General features: G+C 54.9%; 20 protein-coding genes. 12 read left to right on the top strand and 8 right to left on the bottom strand.

Annotated elements, in window-relative coordinates; translation table 11 throughout:
• Positions 1–12 precede the first annotated feature (12 nt).
• Positions 13–339, bottom strand: coding sequence for a copper-binding protein (locus IAE48_RS17630; protein WP_233631639.1), 327 nt, complete (start codon positions 337–339; stop codon positions 13–15).
• Positions 340–393: 54 nt separating this feature from the next.
• Positions 394–801: a DUF2946 domain-containing protein gene (locus IAE48_RS17625; RefSeq protein WP_200135145.1), complete on the bottom strand. Its 408-nt coding sequence runs from the start codon at positions 799–801 to the stop codon at positions 394–396.
• A 345-nt stretch (positions 802–1,146) separates the two neighbouring features.
• Between IAE48_RS17625 and dcuC the strand changes: the two genes are divergently transcribed.
• The 4 genes from dcuC to uspG all read left to right on the top strand — a co-directional run bounded on the left by dcuC (position 1,147) and on the right by uspG (position 4,557).
• Positions 1,147–2,520, top strand: a complete 1,374-nt coding sequence (gene dcuC, locus IAE48_RS17620) for an anaerobic C4-dicarboxylate transporter DcuC (RefSeq protein WP_094193105.1) — start codon at positions 1,147–1,149, stop codon at positions 2,518–2,520.
• Positions 2,521–2,620: 100 nt separating this feature from the next.
• Entirely contained in the window at positions 2,621–3,424 is an 804-nt protein-coding gene (gene rna, locus IAE48_RS17615; RefSeq protein ID WP_200135144.1) for a ribonuclease I, read from the top strand.
• Between the two features lie 148 nt (positions 3,425–3,572).
• The gene (gene rnk, locus IAE48_RS17610) at positions 3,573–3,983 is read left to right on the top strand and encodes a nucleoside diphosphate kinase regulator (protein ID WP_042715712.1); all 411 of its coding nucleotides are present in this window, start codon (positions 3,573–3,575) and stop codon (positions 3,981–3,983) included.
• A gap of 145 nt (positions 3,984–4,128) precedes the next feature.
• A complete protein-coding gene (uspG, locus tag IAE48_RS17605) occupies positions 4,129–4,557 on the top strand; it encodes a universal stress protein UspG (protein ID WP_023479942.1) in 429 nt (142 codons plus the stop codon).
• A 203-nt stretch (positions 4,558–4,760) separates the two neighbouring features.
• Here uspG and ahpF read toward each other — a convergent pair whose 3' ends face one another.
• Together ahpF and ahpC are read right to left on the bottom strand one after the other, a co-directional pair.
• Entirely contained in the window at positions 4,761–6,323 is a 1,563-nt protein-coding gene (ahpF, locus tag IAE48_RS17600) for an alkyl hydroperoxide reductase subunit F (protein ID WP_023479972.1), read from the bottom strand.
• A gap of 181 nt (positions 6,324–6,504) precedes the next feature.
• On the bottom strand, positions 6,505–7,068 hold the full coding sequence (gene ahpC, locus IAE48_RS17595; RefSeq protein ID WP_023479935.1) for an alkyl hydroperoxide reductase subunit C: 564 nt from the start codon (positions 7,066–7,068) through the stop codon (positions 6,505–6,507).
• Positions 7,069–7,432: 364 nt separating this feature from the next.
• On the opposite strand from ahpC, the gene dsbG reads away from it, so the two are divergent.
• Entirely contained in the window at positions 7,433–8,179 is a 747-nt protein-coding gene (gene dsbG, locus IAE48_RS17590) for a thiol:disulfide interchange protein DsbG (RefSeq protein WP_200135143.1), read from the top strand.
• Positions 8,180–8,183: 4 nt separating this feature from the next.
• Here dsbG and IAE48_RS17585 read toward each other — a convergent pair whose 3' ends face one another.
• Positions 8,184–9,344, bottom strand: a complete 1,161-nt coding sequence (locus tag IAE48_RS17585) for a pyridoxal phosphate-dependent aminotransferase (protein WP_200135142.1) — start codon at positions 9,342–9,344, stop codon at positions 8,184–8,186.
• A gap of 116 nt (positions 9,345–9,460) precedes the next feature.
• On the opposite strand from IAE48_RS17585, the gene IAE48_RS17580 reads away from it, so the two are divergent.
• The 3 genes from IAE48_RS17580 to IAE48_RS17570 are packed head-to-tail and all read left to right on the top strand — an operon-like array spanning position 9,461 to position 11,300.
• Entirely contained in the window at positions 9,461–10,075 is a 615-nt protein-coding gene (locus tag IAE48_RS17580; RefSeq protein ID WP_200135141.1) for a methylthioribulose 1-phosphate dehydratase, read from the top strand.
• The gene (gene mtnC, locus IAE48_RS17575; protein ID WP_200135140.1) at positions 10,072–10,761 is read left to right on the top strand and encodes an acireductone synthase; all 690 of its coding nucleotides are present in this window, start codon (positions 10,072–10,074) and stop codon (positions 10,759–10,761) included. Before IAE48_RS17580 ends, mtnC begins: the two co-directional genes overlap by 4 nt.
• The gene (locus IAE48_RS17570) at positions 10,758–11,300 is read left to right on the top strand and encodes an acireductone dioxygenase (protein ID WP_200135139.1); all 543 of its coding nucleotides are present in this window, start codon (positions 10,758–10,760) and stop codon (positions 11,298–11,300) included. The genes mtnC and IAE48_RS17570 overlap by 4 nt, the downstream gene beginning before the upstream one ends.
• Before the next feature lie 33 nt (positions 11,301–11,333).
• On the opposite strand, the gene IAE48_RS17565 is transcribed toward IAE48_RS17570, so the two are convergent.
• Both IAE48_RS17565 and IAE48_RS17560 read right to left on the bottom strand, forming a co-directional pair.
• On the bottom strand, positions 11,334–11,777 hold the full coding sequence (locus IAE48_RS17565; RefSeq protein WP_200135138.1) for a DUF943 family protein: 444 nt from the start codon (positions 11,775–11,777) through the stop codon (positions 11,334–11,336).
• A 45-nt stretch (positions 11,778–11,822) separates the two neighbouring features.
• Positions 11,823–12,050 (bottom strand): helix-turn-helix domain-containing protein, encoded by a 228-nt coding sequence (locus tag IAE48_RS17560; protein ID WP_200135137.1) that lies wholly within the window; start codon positions 12,048–12,050, stop codon positions 11,823–11,825.
• Between the two features lie 452 nt (positions 12,051–12,502).
• Here IAE48_RS17560 and IAE48_RS17555 point away from each other — a divergent pair, with 452 nt between their 5' ends.
• Together IAE48_RS17555 and IAE48_RS17550 are read left to right on the top strand one after the other, a co-directional pair.
• Positions 12,503–14,041, top strand: a complete 1,539-nt coding sequence (locus IAE48_RS17555; RefSeq protein ID WP_200135136.1) for a methyl-accepting chemotaxis protein — start codon at positions 12,503–12,505, stop codon at positions 14,039–14,041.
• Between the two features lie 380 nt (positions 14,042–14,421).
• On the top strand, positions 14,422–14,877 hold the full coding sequence (locus IAE48_RS17550) for a lysozyme inhibitor LprI family protein (RefSeq protein WP_200135135.1): 456 nt from the start codon (positions 14,422–14,424) through the stop codon (positions 14,875–14,877).
• A 147-nt stretch (positions 14,878–15,024) separates the two neighbouring features.
• Here the strand turns inward: IAE48_RS17550 and melR are convergent, their stop codons facing one another.
• On the bottom strand, positions 15,025–15,942 hold the full coding sequence (gene melR / locus IAE48_RS17545) for a transcriptional regulator MelR (protein WP_042715696.1): 918 nt from the start codon (positions 15,940–15,942) through the stop codon (positions 15,025–15,027).
• Positions 15,943–16,176: 234 nt separating this feature from the next.
• On the opposite strand from melR, the gene IAE48_RS17540 reads away from it, so the two are divergent.
• Together IAE48_RS17540 and melB are read left to right on the top strand one after the other, a co-directional pair.
• Positions 16,177–17,529, top strand: coding sequence for an alpha-glucosidase/alpha-galactosidase (locus tag IAE48_RS17540; RefSeq protein ID WP_200135134.1), 1,353 nt, complete (start codon positions 16,177–16,179; stop codon positions 17,527–17,529).
• A 70-nt stretch (positions 17,530–17,599) separates the two neighbouring features.
• Positions 17,600–19,018 (top strand): melibiose:sodium transporter MelB, encoded by a 1,419-nt coding sequence (gene melB, locus IAE48_RS17535; RefSeq protein WP_076769537.1) that lies wholly within the window; start codon positions 17,600–17,602, stop codon positions 19,016–19,018.
• Positions 19,019–19,067: the final 49 nt, after the last annotated feature.

Here is a 19,067-nt window from a genome sequence, read left to right as displayed (position 1 = left end):
GGCTACTCCCGCTTACGGTAACGGCGTTACAGAGATAAGGGTGTAACCCTGCTCGCTCTGGCTGAAGCTGAAACTGATCTTGTCACCCACCATCACCTGCGCCAGCGGATGCTCCGGCGCAACCATAAACTGCATGGTCATCGGCGGCCAGTGCAGCGCGGGAATAGCCTGATGGGCGATAGAGATCGCCTGCGGGGTGATTTTTTTGACACTGCCCTGGCTTTGATAAACCTGAGCCGGCATTGCGTGATGGTGCGCCATGTCGTGCGTTTGCGCGTAAGCGCTGAGATGCGGGAAAAGCAGGATGCCTGAGAGCAGGCAGAGTAAATAGCTACGCATAGAAAATCTCCTGTTAAACATTAATGAAATTCAAATCAATGTGTTAACAGGTCTCTATTCGCGAAAGCGGCAGAAGCGGATGGTGGCCGGAGGGCCAACGGCAGGCGGGGTTAATACCCAGCTGCGCGAAGTGATAGCAGAACAAACGGGTTCGGCAATCGCCAGCATTATCGTGGCGGGCAGCGCCGCCAGTGAAGGGTAATGGCTCTCTTTTTGCACCTGATCGGGCACGCAGTGCTTCTCGCAGAGCGGCGCTTTCATCGCGTGGGCTTTGGGCGCGTCATCACCCATTGCCAGATGGTGCAGATGCTGCTGCGCCATCGCTTCACCCGGTACCGGAAGCGCGCAGCCGTGGGAGGCAATCGCCATCTGGCTCTGGATCAGCAGCCAACCCAGTGCGATAAGCAGCATTAATAAATGCCGCTTAATAAAGCGCAATCGGTAGAGCCAGGCTGCGTGCATAACATCGCCATGGGTGAGTGAAGGTAACGGCGAGTATAAGCAGCCCGCTTTCTATTTTTAAAGGCTTTTTTAGTGAATATAGCTGTCAAATCAAACCGAAACGAAAAACGCCAAAACAATTAACCAACCGTTATCACGAATAAAACATAACCGCCGAAATTCATTAGCCTGAATTATCGTTTCACCTGTATTTATTTTTCTGATTTATAACAATTCACGTAATATTGCGCGCAATGCAGCGCTTTGTTGATTTTAATCAGCTATCACGCTGCCGTTATTCGGCACATTGCGGTGCAGTTTTGATTACTTTACTTTTTTTTTGTCCAACCTCCGGGACCCAATATGATTTCAACCCTGATTGAGCTGTTGATCGGCGTCGTGGTAATTGTCGGCGTTGCCCGCTACATCATTAAAGGCTACTCCGCCACCGGCGTACTGTTTGTCGGCGGTCTGGCGTTATTGATCGTCAGCGCGCTGATGGGCCACTCAATATTACCCTCCAGCGCCACCAGCACCGGGTATCGCGCTACCGACATTGTCGAATATATAAAAATCCTGCTGATGAGCCGCGGCGGCGATCTCGGCATGATGATCATGATGCTGTGCGGTTTTGCTGCCTACATGACGCACATCGGCGCTAACGATATGGTGGTTAAGCTGGCGTCGCGCCCGCTGCGCTTTATCAACTCGCCCTATATCCTGATGATTGCCGCCTACTTTGTCGCCTGCCTGATGTCGCTGGCGGTCTCTTCGGCAACCGGCCTTGGCGTGCTGCTGATGGCAACGCTCTTCCCGGTGATGGTTAACGTCGGCATCAGCCGCGGCGCGGCGGCGGCGATTTGCGCCTCCCCGGCAGCGATTATTCTCTCGCCCACCTCCGGCGATGTGGTGCTGGCCGCGAAAGCCGCAGAGATGCCGCTGGTTGATTTCGCCTTTAAAACTACCCTGCCGATCTCTATTGCCGCGATTATCGCCATGGCCATCGCCCACTTCTTCTGGCAGCGCTACCTCGATAAGAAAGAGAATATTGTTAGCGAAATGCTGGATGTGAAAGAGATCACCACCCGTGCGCCCGCGTTTTACGCCATCCTGCCCTTTACGCCAATCATCGGCGTGCTGATTTTCGACGGCAAATGGGGCCCGGAGCTGCACATTATTACCATCCTCGTGATCTGTATGCTGATTGCCGCAGTGCTGGAATTTTTGCGCGGCTTTAATACGCAGAATGTCTTCAGCGGGCTGGAAGTGGCCTGGCGCGGCATGGCCGATGCCTTTGCCGGTGTCGTGATGCTGCTGGTTGCTGCGGGCGTCTTCGCCCAGGGGCTGAGCACCATCGGCTTTATCCAGAGCCTGATCTCAATTGCTACCTCGTTCGGTTCCGCGAGCATTATTTTGATGCTGGTGCTGGTGATCCTCACCATGCTGGCGGCGATGACGACGGGTTCCGGTAATGCGCCGTTTTACGCGTTTGTGGAGATGATCCCAAAACTGGCGCGCGAAGCGGGCATCAACCCGGCCTATCTGTCGATTCCGATGTTGCAGGCCTCCAACCTTGGTCGCACCATTTCGCCGGTTTCAGGCGTGGTGGTTGCCGTTGCCGGGATGGCAAACATTTCGCCGTTTGAAGTGGTAAAACGCACCTCCGTGCCGATTCTGGTTGGCCTGGTGGTGGTGATTGTGGCTACCGAAATCCTTGTGCCTGGCGCAGCAGTTCACTAACCCTGCCGGGTTTCAGAAGTTGAAAAAGCGCCTGCCCGGCGCTTTTTTTATGGTTTAATAACCTATGGCAATTATCTGGACCCATTAATCAGGAACTGAAATGTTTAAAAAGGGACTCTTCATCAGCACAGGCATTGCCGCGCTACTCTTTACTTCTGCCTATGCCGCACCGCTGCAACCGAAGCAGTATGGCGATTTTGATCGCTACGTACTGGCGCTCTCCTGGCAGACCGGTTTTTGCCAGAGCATGCATGACAACGGGCGCGACGAGCCTGACGAGTGCCGCCTGCAAAAATCCCCGGACGACAAAGCCGATAATTTGACGGTGCACGGTTTATGGCCGGGCCTGCCGAAATCGATCGCCGCGCGCGGCGTCGATAACCGCCGCTGGATGCGTTTTGGCTGCGCCACGCGCCCGATCCCCAATATGCCGGAAGCGAAAACCAGCCAGAAATGCGCGGCGGCAGAGACCGGTTTATCGCTGGAGATGGCAGATAAACTCAACGCCGCCATGCCCGGCTCCGGCGGTAACTCCTGCCTTGAGCGTTATGAATATGCCAAGCACGGCGTCTGTTTCGGCTTCGATCCCGATGACTATTTTGGCGCGATGGTACGTCTGAATCATGAGATCAAAACCAGCCCGCTCGGGGTATTTCTTGCCAATAACTACGGCAAAGCGATCACCCGCACCGCCTTTGATGCTGCCGTCGCCGAGGCTTACGGTAAGCAGAGCGTGAAAGCGGTGAAACTCACCTGCAACGGCAACCCGGCCTATTTGACAGAAATGCAGGTAGCTATCAAAGCCGAAGCGATTAACGCGCCGCTCTCTGGCCGCTCGCTGCTGCCACAGCCGCACCCCGGCAACTGTGGGGATCACTTTATCCTCGACAGCGCGGGCTACTGATCGCTGCGGAATAATCATAATTGAGGCAAATGTGCGCCTGGTCACTTCACAGCATGGGGCCGGGTTAGTATCATCAGCTTTAGACAAACCCTCGCTGCCCGTCGGCGAGGGTTTTTCTTTGGATCAATCACCTGACACGGAGTAAGAGATGTCCAGACCTGCCATTATCATTAATGAGCGAGACGCTGAGCGCCTTGACCGCTTGCTGGAGCAGCCTGCTCATGCCAGCCTTGCGGTCGCGGATGCGCTGAATGAGGAGTTGGATCGCGCCAATATGTGCGCGCCAGAAGCGATGCCGCATGATGTGGTGACGATGAACAGCACGGTAAAATTCCGCGAGCTGAAAAGCGGTGAAATCCGCGTACGTACGCTGGTCTACCCGGCGCAGATGACAGACAGCGCCACGCAGCTGTCGGTACTGGCCCCGGTGGGCGCGGCGCTGTTAGGTTTACGTGTTGGTGATTCCATTCACTGGACGTTGCCGGGGGGAACCACCACCGACCTTGAAGTGCTGGAGCTGCTTTACCAGCCCGAAGCCGCTGGCGATTTCATGCTCTGATCCCCGCCCTGCTTTGTTTTGCAGAGGATGCGCCCGCATCCTCTTTCCGGCGCCCGCCATTGTTCAGATTTGCCACCCATGCAGCAAAATCCCCCCTCTCTTTGTGCTTCAATTCCTGGGACATAACCCACAGGGAGACGCGTTTATGTACCAGACAATCATTATGCCGGTCGATATTTTCGAAATGGAGTTAAGTGACAAAGCCGTCCGCCACGCAGAGTTTCTCGCCCAGAGCGAAGGTGTTATTCACCTGCTGCATGTGTTACCCGCTTCCGCCAGCCTGAGCCTGCACCGCTTCGCCGCCGATTTACGCCGCTTTGAGGAGCATCTGCACCAGGAGGCGCAAACCCGCCTGGAGAGTATGCGAAGCCATTTCTCTATCGATCCTTCGCGCATACATACCCATGTTCGCTTCGGCAGCGTGCGCGATATGGTTAATGAGCTTGGCGAAGAGCTGCATGCGGATATGGTGGTGATCGCCTCGCGCAACCCCTCCATTAGCACCCATCTGCTCGGCTCCAATGCCTCAAGCGTGGTGCGCCACGCGCATATTCCGGTGTTGGTCGTGCGGTAGATTGTCTTATTGCCGGATGGCGCTAACGCTTATCCGGCCTACGGGATTGTGCGCGTTGTTGTTAAAGGGATCGCGGTCTTTTGTAGGCCGGATAAGGCGCAGCCGCCATCCGGCAAAATGAGCGCACCGAATCATCCGGGTAAAAAAAAAGCTGCCTTGCGGCAGCTTTTTATATGCAGGTGACTCTTACTTTCTAATTTTGCTTACGCTTTGGTACGGATCAGGTAATCAAACGCGCTCAGCGACGCTTTGGCACCTTCGCCGGTAGCGATAATGATCTGTTTGTACGGCACCGTGGTGCAGTCACCCGCCGCGAAGACGCCTTTCACGCTGGTTTCGCATTTGGCGTCGATGATGATTTCGCCCATGCGGTTGCGCTCAATCGCGCCTTCCAGCCAGGTGGTGTTCGGCAGCAGACCGATCTGCACGAAGATCCCCGCCAGCGCAACCTGATGCACATCGCCGCTCACGCGGTCGCGGTACTCAAGGCCGGTCACTTTGGTGCCGTCGCCTTTCACTTCGGTGGTCTGCGCGTTCAGAACGATATCGACGTTCTTCAGGCTGCGAACTTTATCCTGCAACACCTGATCCGCTTTCATCTCCGGAGCAAACTCCAGCAGCGTCACGTGTTCAACAATCCCGGCGAGATCGATAGCCGCTTCCACGCCGGAGTTACCGCCGCCGATCACCGCCACGCGCTTGCCTTTAAACAGCGGGCCGTCGCAGTGCGGGCAGTAGGTCACGCCCTTGGTGCGATACTGATCTTCGCCCGGCACGTTCATGTTGCGCCATTTCGCACCGGTCGCAATGATGACGGTACGCGCTTTCAGCACCGCGCCAGACGCGGTTTCAATCTGATGCAGGCCGCCTTCAACCGACGCCGGAACCAGCTTGCTGGCGCTCTGGCTGTCGATCACGTCAACATCATAATCCGCAACGTGCGCTTTCAGGGCACCCGCAAACTGCTGGCCTTCGGTTTTCGGCACGGAGATGTAGTTTTCGATATCAACGGTATCCAGCACCTGGCCGCCGAAGCGTTCGCCCATCAGACCGGTACGAATGCCTTTACGGGCAGAGTAGACGGAAGCCGCTGCGCCCGCCGGGCCGGAGCCGACAATCAGCACATCGTAAGCGTCACGTTTGTTCAGCTCTTCCGCCGCACGTTTTTCCGCGCCGGTATCAATTTTCGCCACGATCTCTGTCAGCGTCATACGACCCTGACCAAACTCCTGACCGTTAACGTAGACCGCCGGAACACCCATCACGTTACGATCGGTGATCTCGTTCTGGAAAGTGCCGCCGTCAATCGCCGTGTGCTTGATGCGCGGGTTCAGCACCGACATCAGGTTCAGCGCCTGCACCACGTCCGGGCAGTTGTGGCAGGAGAGCGAGTAGTAAGTCTCGAACTCGAAGTCGCCGTCGATATCGCGGATCTGCTCCAGCAGCGCCTGCGCCTCTTTCGACGGATGACCGCCGGTCCACAGCAGCGCCAGCACCAGCGAGGTAAATTCATGACCCAGCGGAGAGCCAGCAAAGCGCGGGCCAGTGTGCGAGCCAGGGTTGGTGATCAGGAAAGAGGGCTTACGCACCGCCAGGGTGTTGTCCTCTTTAAAGGTCACTTTGTCAGAGAGCTCGGCGATTTCGCCCAGCAGCTCTTTGATCTCATTCGATTTTGCGCTGTCATCCAGCGTCGCGATCAACTCAACAGGCTTGGTCAGTTTCTCAAGATAAGCCTTGAGCTGGGTTTTCATTGTGGTGTCGAGCATGTCGGTATCCTTCTCTTAAAACATCATCATGCAAGCTGCCTCATTGGAGCCGCCTGGATGCAACTTGGATCATGGTGTGTGGAAGAAAAACGGGTGCAATGCACCCGTTTTACGCCGGGTGGCGCTACGCTTACCCGGCCTACGTTTTGCAGACCGGGAGAGACTTTGCGCCGCCGGAAATTTAGATTTTGCCAACCAGGTCCAGGGACGGAGCCAGGGTCGCTTCGCCTTCTTTCCACTTAGCCGGGCACACTTCGCCTGGGTGAGAAGCAACATACTGAGCCGCTTTGATTTTACGCAGCAGGTCAGATGCGTCACGGCCGATGCCTTCAGCGGTCACTTCGATAGCCTGAATGATGCCCTGCGGGTCAACGATGAAGGTACCGCGATCTGCCAGACCTTCGTCTTCACGCATGATTTCGAAGTTACGGGTCAGGGCACCAGTCGGGTCGCCGATCATCGCGTATTTGATTTTCGCGATGGTGTCAGAGCTGCTGTGCCATGCTTTGTGCGTGAAGTGGGTGTCGGTGGAAACAGAGTAAACGTCAACGCCCAGTTTCTGCAGTTCTTCGTAGTGGTCAGCCACGTCGCCCAGTTCGGTCGGGCATACGAAGGTGAAGTCAGCCGGGTAGAAGAAGAAGACGCTCCAGCGGCCTTCGGTATCTTTCTCGGTTACTTCGATGAATTCACCGTTTTTGAACGCCTGGTTTTTGAAAGGTTTGATCTTGGTGTTAATTAAGGACATCTATACTTCCTCCGTGTTTTCGTTGGGGCATAAGTTAACGAACTTTGCTTACGACGGCTAATGCGTTTGCATTATCAAATCAATAAGCGTTAGCTAACAACCGCCAACGAACAACTCTGTGAACAGATATTAGCCAAAAGTAAAAAGGCCACCGGTACGGGTGGCCTCAATATCTGAAATACCCGCGGGTGACTTCAGTGCCAGCACGCTGGCTGTGCGATACGCCTGCCATCTGTCGACGGCAAACAGGGTTGATTACACCACTCCCCCGGGAGTTCGACAATCATTATTCCCTGTCTCTTGCCTATGGCTGTGATAGGTTTAGCCTTTCTTACCTTTACCCACTGAATTGATAAGGATTTTTATGCTCAAACGCCTGTTGATGCTGACCCTGCTGCCGCTGACTCTGCACGCCGAAGATCTGCCCGCACCGGTTAAAGCCATTGAAAAGCAAGGCATTACCATCATTAAATCCTTTGACGCGCCGGGCGGGATGAAGGGCTATCTGGGTAAATATCAGGAGATGGGCGTCACCATCTACGTCACGCCGGACGGTAAACACGCCATCTCGGGCTATATGTATGACGACGCGGGCACCAATCTCAGCGAAAAGCTGTTCAATCAGGAGCTCTATGGCCCGGCCGGGCGCGAACTCTGGCAGCGGATGGAGAAAGCGGAGTGGATCCTCGACGGGCAAAAAACCGCGCCGCGCGTGGTGTATGTCTTTGCCGATCCCTACTGCCCCTACTGCAAACAGTTCTGGCAGCAGGCGCGCCCGTGGGTGGAGTCCGGCAAGGTGCAGATCCGCACCTTAATGGTCGGCGTGATCAAACCGGAAAGCCCGGCGGCGGCAGCGGCGATCCTCAGCGCGAAAGATCCGGCCAAAAGCTGGCATGAGTATGAGCAGTCGAACGGGAAAATGACGCTGGCGCTGCCGAAAACCATTCCGCCGGCGATTATGCGCTCGCTCAATCTGAATCAGAAAATCATGGACGATCTCGTGGCCAACGCCACACCCGCTATCTACTATATGAATGAAGAGAATGTGCTCCAGCAGGCGGTCGGCCTGCCGGATGCGGAAAAGCTCAAAACGATTATGGGCGAGAAGTAAGCCGCTACAGCGTGCAGAGGCGCTCTGCCGCCGCCAGCAGCGTCGATTCCTGTTTCGCAAAGCAGAGGCGAATCAGCTTATGCGGGAAGGGATCGGCGCAGAACACCGACAGCGGAATGGCCGCTACCCCCACCTCTTTGGTCAGCCACTGGCAAAACGCGACATCATCGAGATCGGAGATGGCGCTGTAATCCGCCAGCAAAAAGTAGGTTCCTTCGCAGGGCAAAATCTCCAGCTTGCTCTCTCGCAACGCATTGACCAGCACGTCACGACGCGCGCGGTAAAATTCCGGCAATTCGCGATAGTGCTGCGGCTCGGCGCGCAGCATATCGGCCAGCGCCAGCTGCGCCGGGGTGTTCACCGAAAAGGTTAAGTACTGGTGCACTTTGCGCAGCTCGGCGCTGATGGCGGCGGGCGCAATGCAGTACCCCACTTTCCAGCCGGTCATATGATAGGTTTTGCCAAACGACGACACGGCAACGGCGCGCTCGCGCAGCTGCGGATGCTTCAGCACGCTGGCATGCCCGCCCTCGGCAAAGCAGATATGCTCGTAGACTTCATCGCTCAGCACATAGATCTCCCGATCGGCAATCGCCTGCCACAGCGCGGCAAAATCGGCCTCCTGCCACACCGTCGCCGACGGGTTGTGCGGCGTATTAACAATCACCAGCCGGGTGCGATCGCTGAGCAGCGCGGCAAAAGCCTGCCAGTCAACGCGAAAGTGCGGTGGTTGCAGGGCGATGCGCTTCAGCACCCCGCCAGAAAGCTCAACCGCAGGCGCGTAGCTGTCGTAACTTGGGTCGAAACAGATCACCTCATCGCCCTCTCGCACCAGCGCGGTGATCGCCGCATAGAGCGCTTCCGTCGCCCCGGCAGTGACGGTAATGTCGCTGTTCACGTCCGGCTGATGGCCATAAAGCGCCGCCGTTTTTTCGGCAATCGCTTCACGCAGCGCCTGCACGCCGGTCATCGGCGCATATTGATTTGCGCCCTGCGCAACGTGATACGCCAGCCGCTCCTGCAAATAGCGCGGGCCGTCAAAATCCGGGAAGCCTTGTGAAAGATTAATCGCCTGATGCTGCTGGGCGAGCGCGCTCATTTGCGTGAAGATAGTTGTGCCTAAAGCGGGGAGTTTACTCTCAGGAATCAAAGGGTTATTGCGCATCTTTTCGTGCCTGCTGTCGAGACTCAAGTTGCCGCCACTATAACACGATGCTAGTATTTGGCAATCAAGACGCTTAGACGTCTATATCACAACGATATTCCTGATAAGGAAACGCGATGACCGACAACCTGCAACTCCAGCAACTTGTTTCTGCCTGCCACTGGATCGGCACCAAAGGGTGGGCACCCGCGACGGGCGGTAATATGTCCCTGCGCCAAAGTGCCGAATGGTGCTGGCTGAGCGAGTCCGGGAAAGATAAAGGCAGCCTGACGCCGGAGGATTTTTTGCAGGTTTCCATCGCCGATAACCATGCGCCATCCGGGCGCAAACCCTCCGCCGAAACCGGTCTGCATACCCTGATTTACCGCCTCTACCCTGACGCTAACGCGGTGCTACATGTGCACACCGTCAACGCCACCGTGCTGTCGCGGGTGGAGAAAAGCGCCGCGCTGCAACTAAGCGGGTATGAGATGCAAAAATCCCTCAGCGGGCAGCAGACGCACCTCGATAGCGTGCCGATTGCCATTTTCGATAACGATCAGGATATCGACGCGCTCGCCGGGCGCATCGCCGCTTATGCTGAATCAAACCCGTTACGTTATGGTTTTCTGCTGCGCGGCCACGGGTTAACCTGCTGGGGGCGCGACGTCGCCGAAGCGCGCCGTCACCTCGAAGGGCTGGAGTTTTTATTTGAATGCGAATTGCAGCGCCGACTGCTGGAGAGATTATGATCCGCGCGATTGTCACCGATATAGAAGGCACCACCAGCGATATCCGCTTTGTGCATAACGTTCTCTTCCCCTACGCCCGCGAGCGGCTGGCGGGTTTTGTCACCGCGCAGCAGTATCAGGAGCCGGTCAGCACCATTCTTGATAATCTGCGAGAAGAGATTGCGCAACCGAACGCCACCAGCGCTGATCTTATCGAAGTCCTGTTTTCATTTATGGATGAAGACCGCAAATCGACGGCGTTAAAAGCACTTCAGGGCATTATCTGGCGCGATGGCTACGTGAACGGCGATTTTACCGGCCATCTCTACCCCGACGTGCTGCCCGCGCTGGAGAACTGGAAGGCGCAGAGCATTGATCTCTATGTATATTCCTCTGGCTCCGTTGCTGCGCAAAAACTGTTATTTGGCTACAGCGACGAAGGTGATATTACTCATCTCTTTAGCGGCTATTTCGACACGCTGGTCGGTGCGAAGCGCGAAGTGCAATCCTATCGCAATATCGCCGCACAGCTCGCGCTACCGCCCTCTTCTATTCTCTTCCTCTCCGACATTCATCAGGAGCTGGACGCTGCCGAAGAGGCCGGTTTTCGCACCACGCAACTGATTCGCGATGATGATGACGCAGCCAGCCATCATCACCAGGTTAACTCATTCAGCACCATCAAGCCGGAGCAGATCCCCTCATGAGCGCACTGACGATTTACACCGACACCGATGCCAGCACGCCGGTATGGCACAGCACCGACGCCACAGAGATTCAGCAGAAGTTGAATGCCAAAGGCGCACGCTTTGAGCGCTGGCAGGCCGACCGCGATTTGGGCGCTAACCCAACGCTGGAAACGGTGATCAACGCCTATCAGCATGCCATTGATAAGCTGATGGAGGAGAAAGGCTATCAGAGCTGGGATGTGATCAGCCTGCGCGCCGACAACCCGCAAAAAGAGGCGCTGCGCAGCAAATTCCTCAGCGAACACACTCATGGCGAGGATGAAGTGCGTTTCTTCGTTGAAGGCGCCGGGCTCTTCTGCCTGCATATCGGCAACGAGGTCTACCAGGTACTGTGCGAGAAAAACGACCTTATCTCCGTTCCCGCCGGCACACCGCACTGGTTTGATATGGGTTCGGAACCGAACTTCACGGCGATCAGGATTTTTGATAATCCCGAGGGGTGGATCGCGCAATTTACCGGTGATGCGATTGCGGATGGGTATCCAAGGTTGGCATAAACAAAAAAGGCTCCGCAGGGAGCCTTTAATCTTTTAATCGACTTTCTTCAGTTCACCGCTCTGCCTGAGAATGTACGCATCGTCATCAATATCGAACTGAATATCGCCATTTTTTCGGTAACGGACAATCATTAAAATATCTTTATCAAGGCAATTCTTAGGTGCCTTCATATCGTCGAAACAGAGGCGATCCTCTTTGCCTGACTCCTGATAGCCTTCGCCAAAACGGTAGATGTAGTAATTCAACGCGCGATTATGGATTTGCGCGTCATCTTCGTTGGTGAGGATATTTTTACTTTCATCCCGCCACCACGCGATTTTCTTAGCATCTGATAGTGGCAGCCGGTCAACGACAACAACCGGGGCGTAGTTATCTTTATGGATGGCAATGATTTTTACGGGAACGGTGATGAATACATAGTAAAAAATGAGTAAAGCACCCGCCATAAAGCAGCAAATCGATATTCCTTTTTTCATGCAAAAACTCCATATGGAGGGGCAATGAATCTTGTGTCATGCCATTCACTTAATGATTTTTAGCACGTCTTCTACCGCCAGCCCCACCAACCTCGCCAGATGTACAAACTCAACCACATCCAGCCTCCTCTCGCCGCTCTCACTCTTGGCGATAAAGGATTGTGGTCGTCCGAGCGCCTCGGCAAGCTGCATCTGCGTGATGCCCTGCGCTTTACGCGCTTGCTTAAGTGCCGCGATAACGCGTTGGTACTCGTCTGAGTAGACAGAAGCCATATATTTACTCTCTGAAAATCTCATTAGTTTGAAAATCCATGTCCTACTTATCTATCCTGAAACAGGATAATTCTGCATAGAGTAAACACGTAGAATATGAACACAATAGGCCCGCAAAACGAGCACCGCGATGAGAGTTTCGCAGTTTATTATTAAGTGTTACTCATTAATATTTCACCAGCACTACACTAACACGCCACTTTTTCATCAATGGATGTGGAATATATTTAAATCACCATCTAAAGAATCCAAAATATATTATATAAAGTGGTTTTTACCTTTTGTTAGTTATCACTACCCATTGTATTTAATCACTATTCCTCCGCAATCCGTGTCCAGATCAAAAAAGGCTTAAAAGACCTCTCTTTTTATAATGTTCTGGCTGAAGGTTTCACTTTAGTCGCCGATAAAAATAGCATCCGCGTTGGATATGGATTGCACCTGAGGCCGTTATGACTATTTTAAGAAAATTAATTATTGTTTTTGCCATCACCTTTATTGCGATGCTTGTGCTGGGCGGATTAAGCATCAGGGCATTAGATAATGCGCAAACGCGTTTTGACTATGTTGTGTCAAATAGTCTGCCGAGCATCAGCAAGCTGAGCGAAGCGGTGCAGCACCGCGAAGAAGCAAGACGCCAAATCCTGATGTCGCTGCTGGTGACCGATGAAGCGGTGTTTACCAAACATATGGCGCAGGCGAAAGATGAGTTAAATAAAACTCGCCAGATCTTTGATGAGTACCAGGCCAATCTGGTCAGCGATAAAATTGACGGTCAATTACTGAAAAAGACGCGTGATATTTTTGATGATTATGTGCAAAAAACCGAGGCTATGTCTGATACCTACCATAACCAGGGAATAGAAGCGGCGCGTCTGATGGTCTCTGACGGCGGTGTTACTGCCAATGCATCGGTGGCATTAAGTGCCGGTTTAAAAGAGATGCTGGCGCACAATTACAGTATTGCGAAAGAGTATGCCGAAAATAACCATACGCAATATATAAATACTTTCTGGCTGTTAGTGGGCACGATTGTCTTTCTGGTTGCGCTGGTCGCGGTCTTCGCCTCGGTTATTCTGCGCTACTTAAGTAAGGGCTTAAAAAGTTTGCAGGAGAGCATGGGATTAATCAGCCGCTCTCTCGATTTAACCCATAAAGTGGCGCTGAATAATAACGATGAACTTGGCGCGACGGCAGCAAGTTTTAACGCGCTGATGGATAAAATCCGCCACGTATTAGCCAGCGTAAAAGATGCCAGTAACGAAGTGGATACCGCCGCCAGCGAGATCGCCAAAAGCAATGATGACCTCTCTTCGCGCACCGAGTCTCAGGCATCGTCACTGGAGCAGACCGCAGCCAGCATGAATGAGCTGTCGGTAACGGTGAAACACAATATGGACAACGCCAAAGAGGCGAATACCTATATCGGCCGCGTGCAGACGATGGTCAACGAGAGCCACCGCGAACTCAGTTCGCTGCAAAAATCGATTGATGATATTTCGGCTTCTTCCGCGAAGATTTCAGAAATTACAGACATCATTGATGGGATTGCTTTCCAGACCAATATCCTGGCACTGAACGCCGCCGTTGAAGCCGCACGCGCGGGTGAGCAAGGCAAAGGCTTTGCGGTGGTCGCAGGCGAAGTGCGCTCCCTGTCACAACGCTCATCCGTTGCGGCGCGCGATATTCGTGGTCTGATTGATGAAGCGATTAAGAATGTCGGCCAGGGGGTGAATTACGCCGCCAATGTCACCACGCGCATGAACGATGCCCTTGGCGCAGTGGATGAAACTACAGTGCTGATAAACCAGGTGAATAACTCATCCACCGAGCAGAGCTACGGCATTGAACAAGTCAACGTCGCCGTCAGCCAGATGGAAGGCAACCTGCAACAGAACGCCGCGATGGTGGAAGAGATGGCCACCGCCGCCAACTCCCTCAGCCACCAGGCCGGCAAGCTGTTGAATGATGTGAACGCCTTCAGGCTGTAACCTGAAAGCCAATGCCGGATGGCGGCTCACGCCTTATCCGGCCTACACAACACCCGCCGGATGATGCCCAACATAATTCCGGCATATCCGTAGGCCCGATAAGCGTAGCGCCATCGGGCAATGCGCCGGATGGCGGCTCGCGCCTTATCCGGCCTACGCTATTCCCCGCCGGATGGTGCCCAGCATCACTCCGGCATATCCGTAGGCCCGATAAGCGTAGCGCCATCGGGCATCTGCATTTGACAATCCTTCATGCCAGTAGCAAAGATAACTAGCCGCAATAAATGGTCTGCCGCGCTGAGAAGCCTTAATTAATGGCATATATAAAACAGCGATTACAGGGCTACTGAACCTATCGACGTAAGGATGAAGCTCCCAGGATGAAACGTCTTTCTCCCCTTCTCTTTTTACTCTCTCTTCTGCCATCAATCTCTGGTGCGATACCACTCCACATAGGGAGTGAATTACAACACTGCCTTAGCCTACCCGCGTATGGGCACAATATTGATACGCAAGAGAAATGCAAAATCGCATTGTTGAAAAGCTCAAGCGACTCGTTAAATCACGCCGTTCATTTGCTGCACGAGAATATAGCCAGCAACTATGACGCCCCTTACCGCCTCAATGACAACGATGGCATAAAAATCAAAGATATCTTCTGGGAGAACTTTCAGGAGTCTCAACAAGCCTGGGTCATCTCAAGAGATAAATTATGTACGGCGAACGCAGCGTTAGTCGGAGAGTGGGCGGCAAGCCGGGATGATATAAAAACGCAGTGCATTCTCGATCAAAACAGAGATCGGCAGCAGTTTATAAAAATGACCTGGCTGAAGTGATCACCTTTCACACCTTGGCTCTGGTTTCATCGGGCAATGCGCCGGATGGCGGCTAACGCCTTACCCGGCCTACATAGCCAGCGCATTCCGTAGGCCCGATAAGCGCAGCGCCATCGGGCAATGCGCATATCTGGCAGTCCTGCCACTTCAACCCGCATGCTGCTGGCGTCGCAGCTGGCTGAGCTTGCGGTATTTCTGCGGCGGCATGCCGACATACTTCTGAAAGGTGCTGTAAAAGCGGCTGCTGGAGCCGAACCCGGCGGTGAGCGCGATATCAAGGATCGTTTTATCGGTATCGCTCAGCAGCGCACGAACGTGGTTGATGCGCATGGCGGTGATGTACTGCTTCATGGTCAGCTGCATCACGCGCTGAAAAATGCCCATCGCGTAGTTGGGATTGAGCTTCACATGCTCGGCGATAGCGTTAATCGTCAGCACCTGATCGTAATTGACCGCAATAAATTCCAGCATCTGGCTGACGTAAAACTGCGCATGGCGCGAGACGCTGTTTTTATGGGTGCGCGAGGTTTTGTTGACGAGGATCGGCTGCCAGCCGGAGAGGCTAAAGCGTTTGAGCATCAGGGCGATCTCCTCAATCGCCAGCTGGCGCAGCTGCTCGTTGTCGCTGTTGAGTTCATGCTGCCAGCGCTGCACTTCAAACGCGCTTAGCTGCTGGGCGGCGAGGGATTTGATCACCATGCCGTGGGTGACGTGGTTGATCAGTTCACGATCCAGCGGCCAGGAGAGAAACAGGTGCATCGGCAGGTTAAAAATCGCCATCTGCGTACAGTCGCCGGGGCGCGTTAGCTGGTGCGGGGTACAGGCCCAGAACAGGGTGATATACCCCTGTTTGATGCGCACCACTTCGTTATTGATCAGGTACTCGACGTCGCCATCAAACGGCACATTCACTTCCACCTGGCCATGCCAGTGGCTGGCGGGCATCGCCAGCGGCGCGCGCAGCTCAATCTCCATGCGCTGGTATTCCGAGTAGAGCGACAGCGGGCCGCGCGTGGTTTTCTCATCCCCGCTGCACATGTCTGCTCTGATAAGTTCTTTTGCCATCGATCCTTCCCGCATCATCACTTTCGCGCTTCACCGCGCCCTCACCTGCTCTAGTTTAGTGAAAGCCGTTGCCATTAACTCTGCTTAAGCGCCCATTTTCTCCCGGAAACTCAGATCGCGCGCGGCGCATTACGCGATCTGAGTTTTCGGGAATCTCCCGCCGGGAAGAAGGCAGATGGCGCAGGCCTGGCGTGCCACGCTCAGAACGTACAATCACATCAGGGAGAAAGGTTCATGTCTGCACCAAAAATCACCTTTATCGGCGCCGGTTCTACGGTGTTTGTTAAAAACATCCTCGGCGACGTGTTCCAGCGTCCGGCACTGAAAAACGCACATGTAGCGCTGATGGATATTGATGCCACGCGCCTTGAGGAGTCGCACATCGTGGTGCGCAAACTGATGGATTCGGTCGGCGCTTACGGGAACATCACTTGCCATACGGATCAAAAAACGGCGCTAAAAGGGGCCGACTTTGTGGTCGTCGCGTTCCAGATTGGCGGCTACGAACCCTGCACCGTCACCGATTTTGAGGTGTGTAAACGCCACGGTCTTGAGCAGACCATCGCCGACACCCTCGGCCCCGGCGGCATCATGCGCGCCCTGCGCACCATCCCTCACCTGTGGCAAATTTGTGAGGATATGACCGACGTCTGCCCGAACGCCACGCTGTTGAACTACGTCAACCCGATGGCGATGAACACCTGGGCGATCTATGCCCGCTACCCGCATATCAAGCAGGTTGGTCTCTGCCACTCGGTGCAGGGCACCGCGGAGGAGCTGGCGCGCGATCTCGATCTCGACCCGGCGTTGTTACGCTACCGCTGCGCCGGGATCAACCATATGGCCTTTTACCTGTCGCTGGAGAAAAAGCAGCCGGATGGCAGCTATGTCAGCCTCTATCCCGAACTGTTACAGGCTTATGCCGAGAAACGCGCGCCGAAGCCGAACATGCACGGCAACCCGCGCTGCCAGAACATTGTGCGTTATGAGATGTTCAAAAAGCTCGGCTACTTCGTTACCGAATCCTCAGAACACTTCGCTGAATATACGCCGTGGTTTATCAAGCCGGGGCGCGAGGATTTACTTGAACGCTACCAGGTGCCGCTCGATGAGTACCCGAAACGCTGCGTGGAGCAACTGGCAACCTGGCAGAAGGAGCTGGCGGAGTATAAAACCGCCGATCGCATTGAGGTGAAAGCCTCGCGGGAGTATGCCAGCACCATTATGAACGCCATCTGGACCGGCGAGCCGAGCGTAATCTATGGCAACGTGCGCAACGATGGCCTGATCGACAACCTGCCGGAAGGGTGCTGCGTCGAAGTGCCGTGCCTGGTCGATGCCAACGGCATTCAGCCGACCAAAGCCGGCAAGTTGCCCGCGCATCTTGCGGCGATGATGCAGACCAACATCAATGTGCAGACGCTGCTCACCGAAGCGGTGCTGACCGAGAACCGGGATTATGTCTATTACGCCGCGCTGATGGATCCGCACACCGCGGCGGTGCTTGGTATCGATGAAATCTATGCGCTGGTGGATGACCTGATCGCAAGCCACGGCGAGTGGCTGCCCGCGTGGCTGCATCGCTAACGCATTAGCCGGGCCGCGCGCCCGGCGGTTTTGCAACCCTTCCGACACTGAAAGAGGCAATCGGTACCCTATGAGTATTTCAATCACAACAAAGCTCAGCTACGGATTTGGTGCATTTGGTAAGGATTTTGCGATCGGCATCGTCTACATGTACTTGATGTATTACTACACCGATATTGTCGGCCTGTCGGTCGGCATGGTTGGCACGCTCTTTCTGGTGGCGCGCATTCTCGACGCGCTGGCCGACCCGATCATGGGCTGGATCGTCGACTGCACCCGCACGCGCTGGGGCAAGTTCAAGCCGTGGATTTTAGTCGGCACGCTGACCAACTCGCTGGTGCTCTATATGCTCTTCAGCGCCCACCACTTTACCGGCACCACCCAGCTGGTGTGGGTGTGGGCGACCTATCTGCTGTGGGGTTTCACCTACACCATTATGGATGTGCCGTTCTGGTCGCTGGTGCCGACCATCACCCTGGACAAGCGCGAGCGCGAACAGCTGGTGCCCTACCCGCGCTTTTTCGCCAGCCTCGCCGGGTTTGTTACCGCGGGGATCGCGCTGCCGTTTGTGAACGCCGTCGGCGGAGCGGATCGCGGGTTTGGCTTCCAGATGCTGACGCTGGTGCTGATCGCCTTTTTTATCCTCTCGACCATCGTCACCCTGCGCAATGTGCATGAGGTCTACTCCTCTGATAAACAGGGCGGCGAACAGAGCGCGCCGATGAACCTGAAAGCGATGCTGCAACTGATTATTAAGAACGATCAGCTCGCCTGCCTGCTGGTGATGGCGCTGGCCTATAATACCGCCGCTAACGTCATCGAAGGCTTTGCGATCTACTACTTCACCTATGTGATTGGCGATGTCGACCTCTTCCCCTATTACATGTCTTATGCCGGAGTCGCGAACCTGCTGATCCTGATGCTCTTCCCGAAGCTGGTAAAACTCTTCTCACGCCGCGTGCTGTGGGCGGGGGCGTCGGTGCTGCCGATTATCAGCGGCGGCGTGCTGCTGTGGATGGCGCTGCTCGGCCAGACCCACGCATGGGTGATTTTGCTGGCGGGCGTGCTGTTCAGCATCGGCAAAGCCTTCTTCTGGGTGTTACAGGTGATTATGGTTGCCGACACCGTCGATTACGGCGAATACAAACTCAATGTGCGCTGCGAGAGCATCGCCTACTCGGTGCAGACGCTGGTGGTGAAAGCGGGCGCGGCCTTTGCGGCTTACTTTATCGCCGTGGTGCTCGGGGTGATTGGGTATGTGCCGAACGTGGCGCAGTCCGCCAGCACCTTAATGGGCATGCAACTGATTATGCTGGCGCTCCCCGCCTGCTTCTTTGTCATCTCGCTGCTGGTCTACTTCCGTTTTTACAAACTCAATGGCGATATGCTGCGCCGCATTCAAATTCATCTGCTGGATAAGTATCGCCACGTCGGCAATGCCAATGCACCGCAGACGCCGCCGGTAGTGGGCGACCGGGTGCAGGCGTAAGTGCGCGTGATTGCCGGATGGCGGCTAACGCCTTATCCGGCCTACGCTC

The organism is Kosakonia sp. S57, from assembly GCF_016516575.1.
Classification (GTDB): domain Bacteria; phylum Pseudomonadota; class Gammaproteobacteria; order Enterobacterales; family Enterobacteriaceae; genus Kosakonia; species Kosakonia cowanii.
Note: the sequence above shows the minus strand (reverse complement) of the source record. Positions and strands in the feature narration are given on the sequence as shown.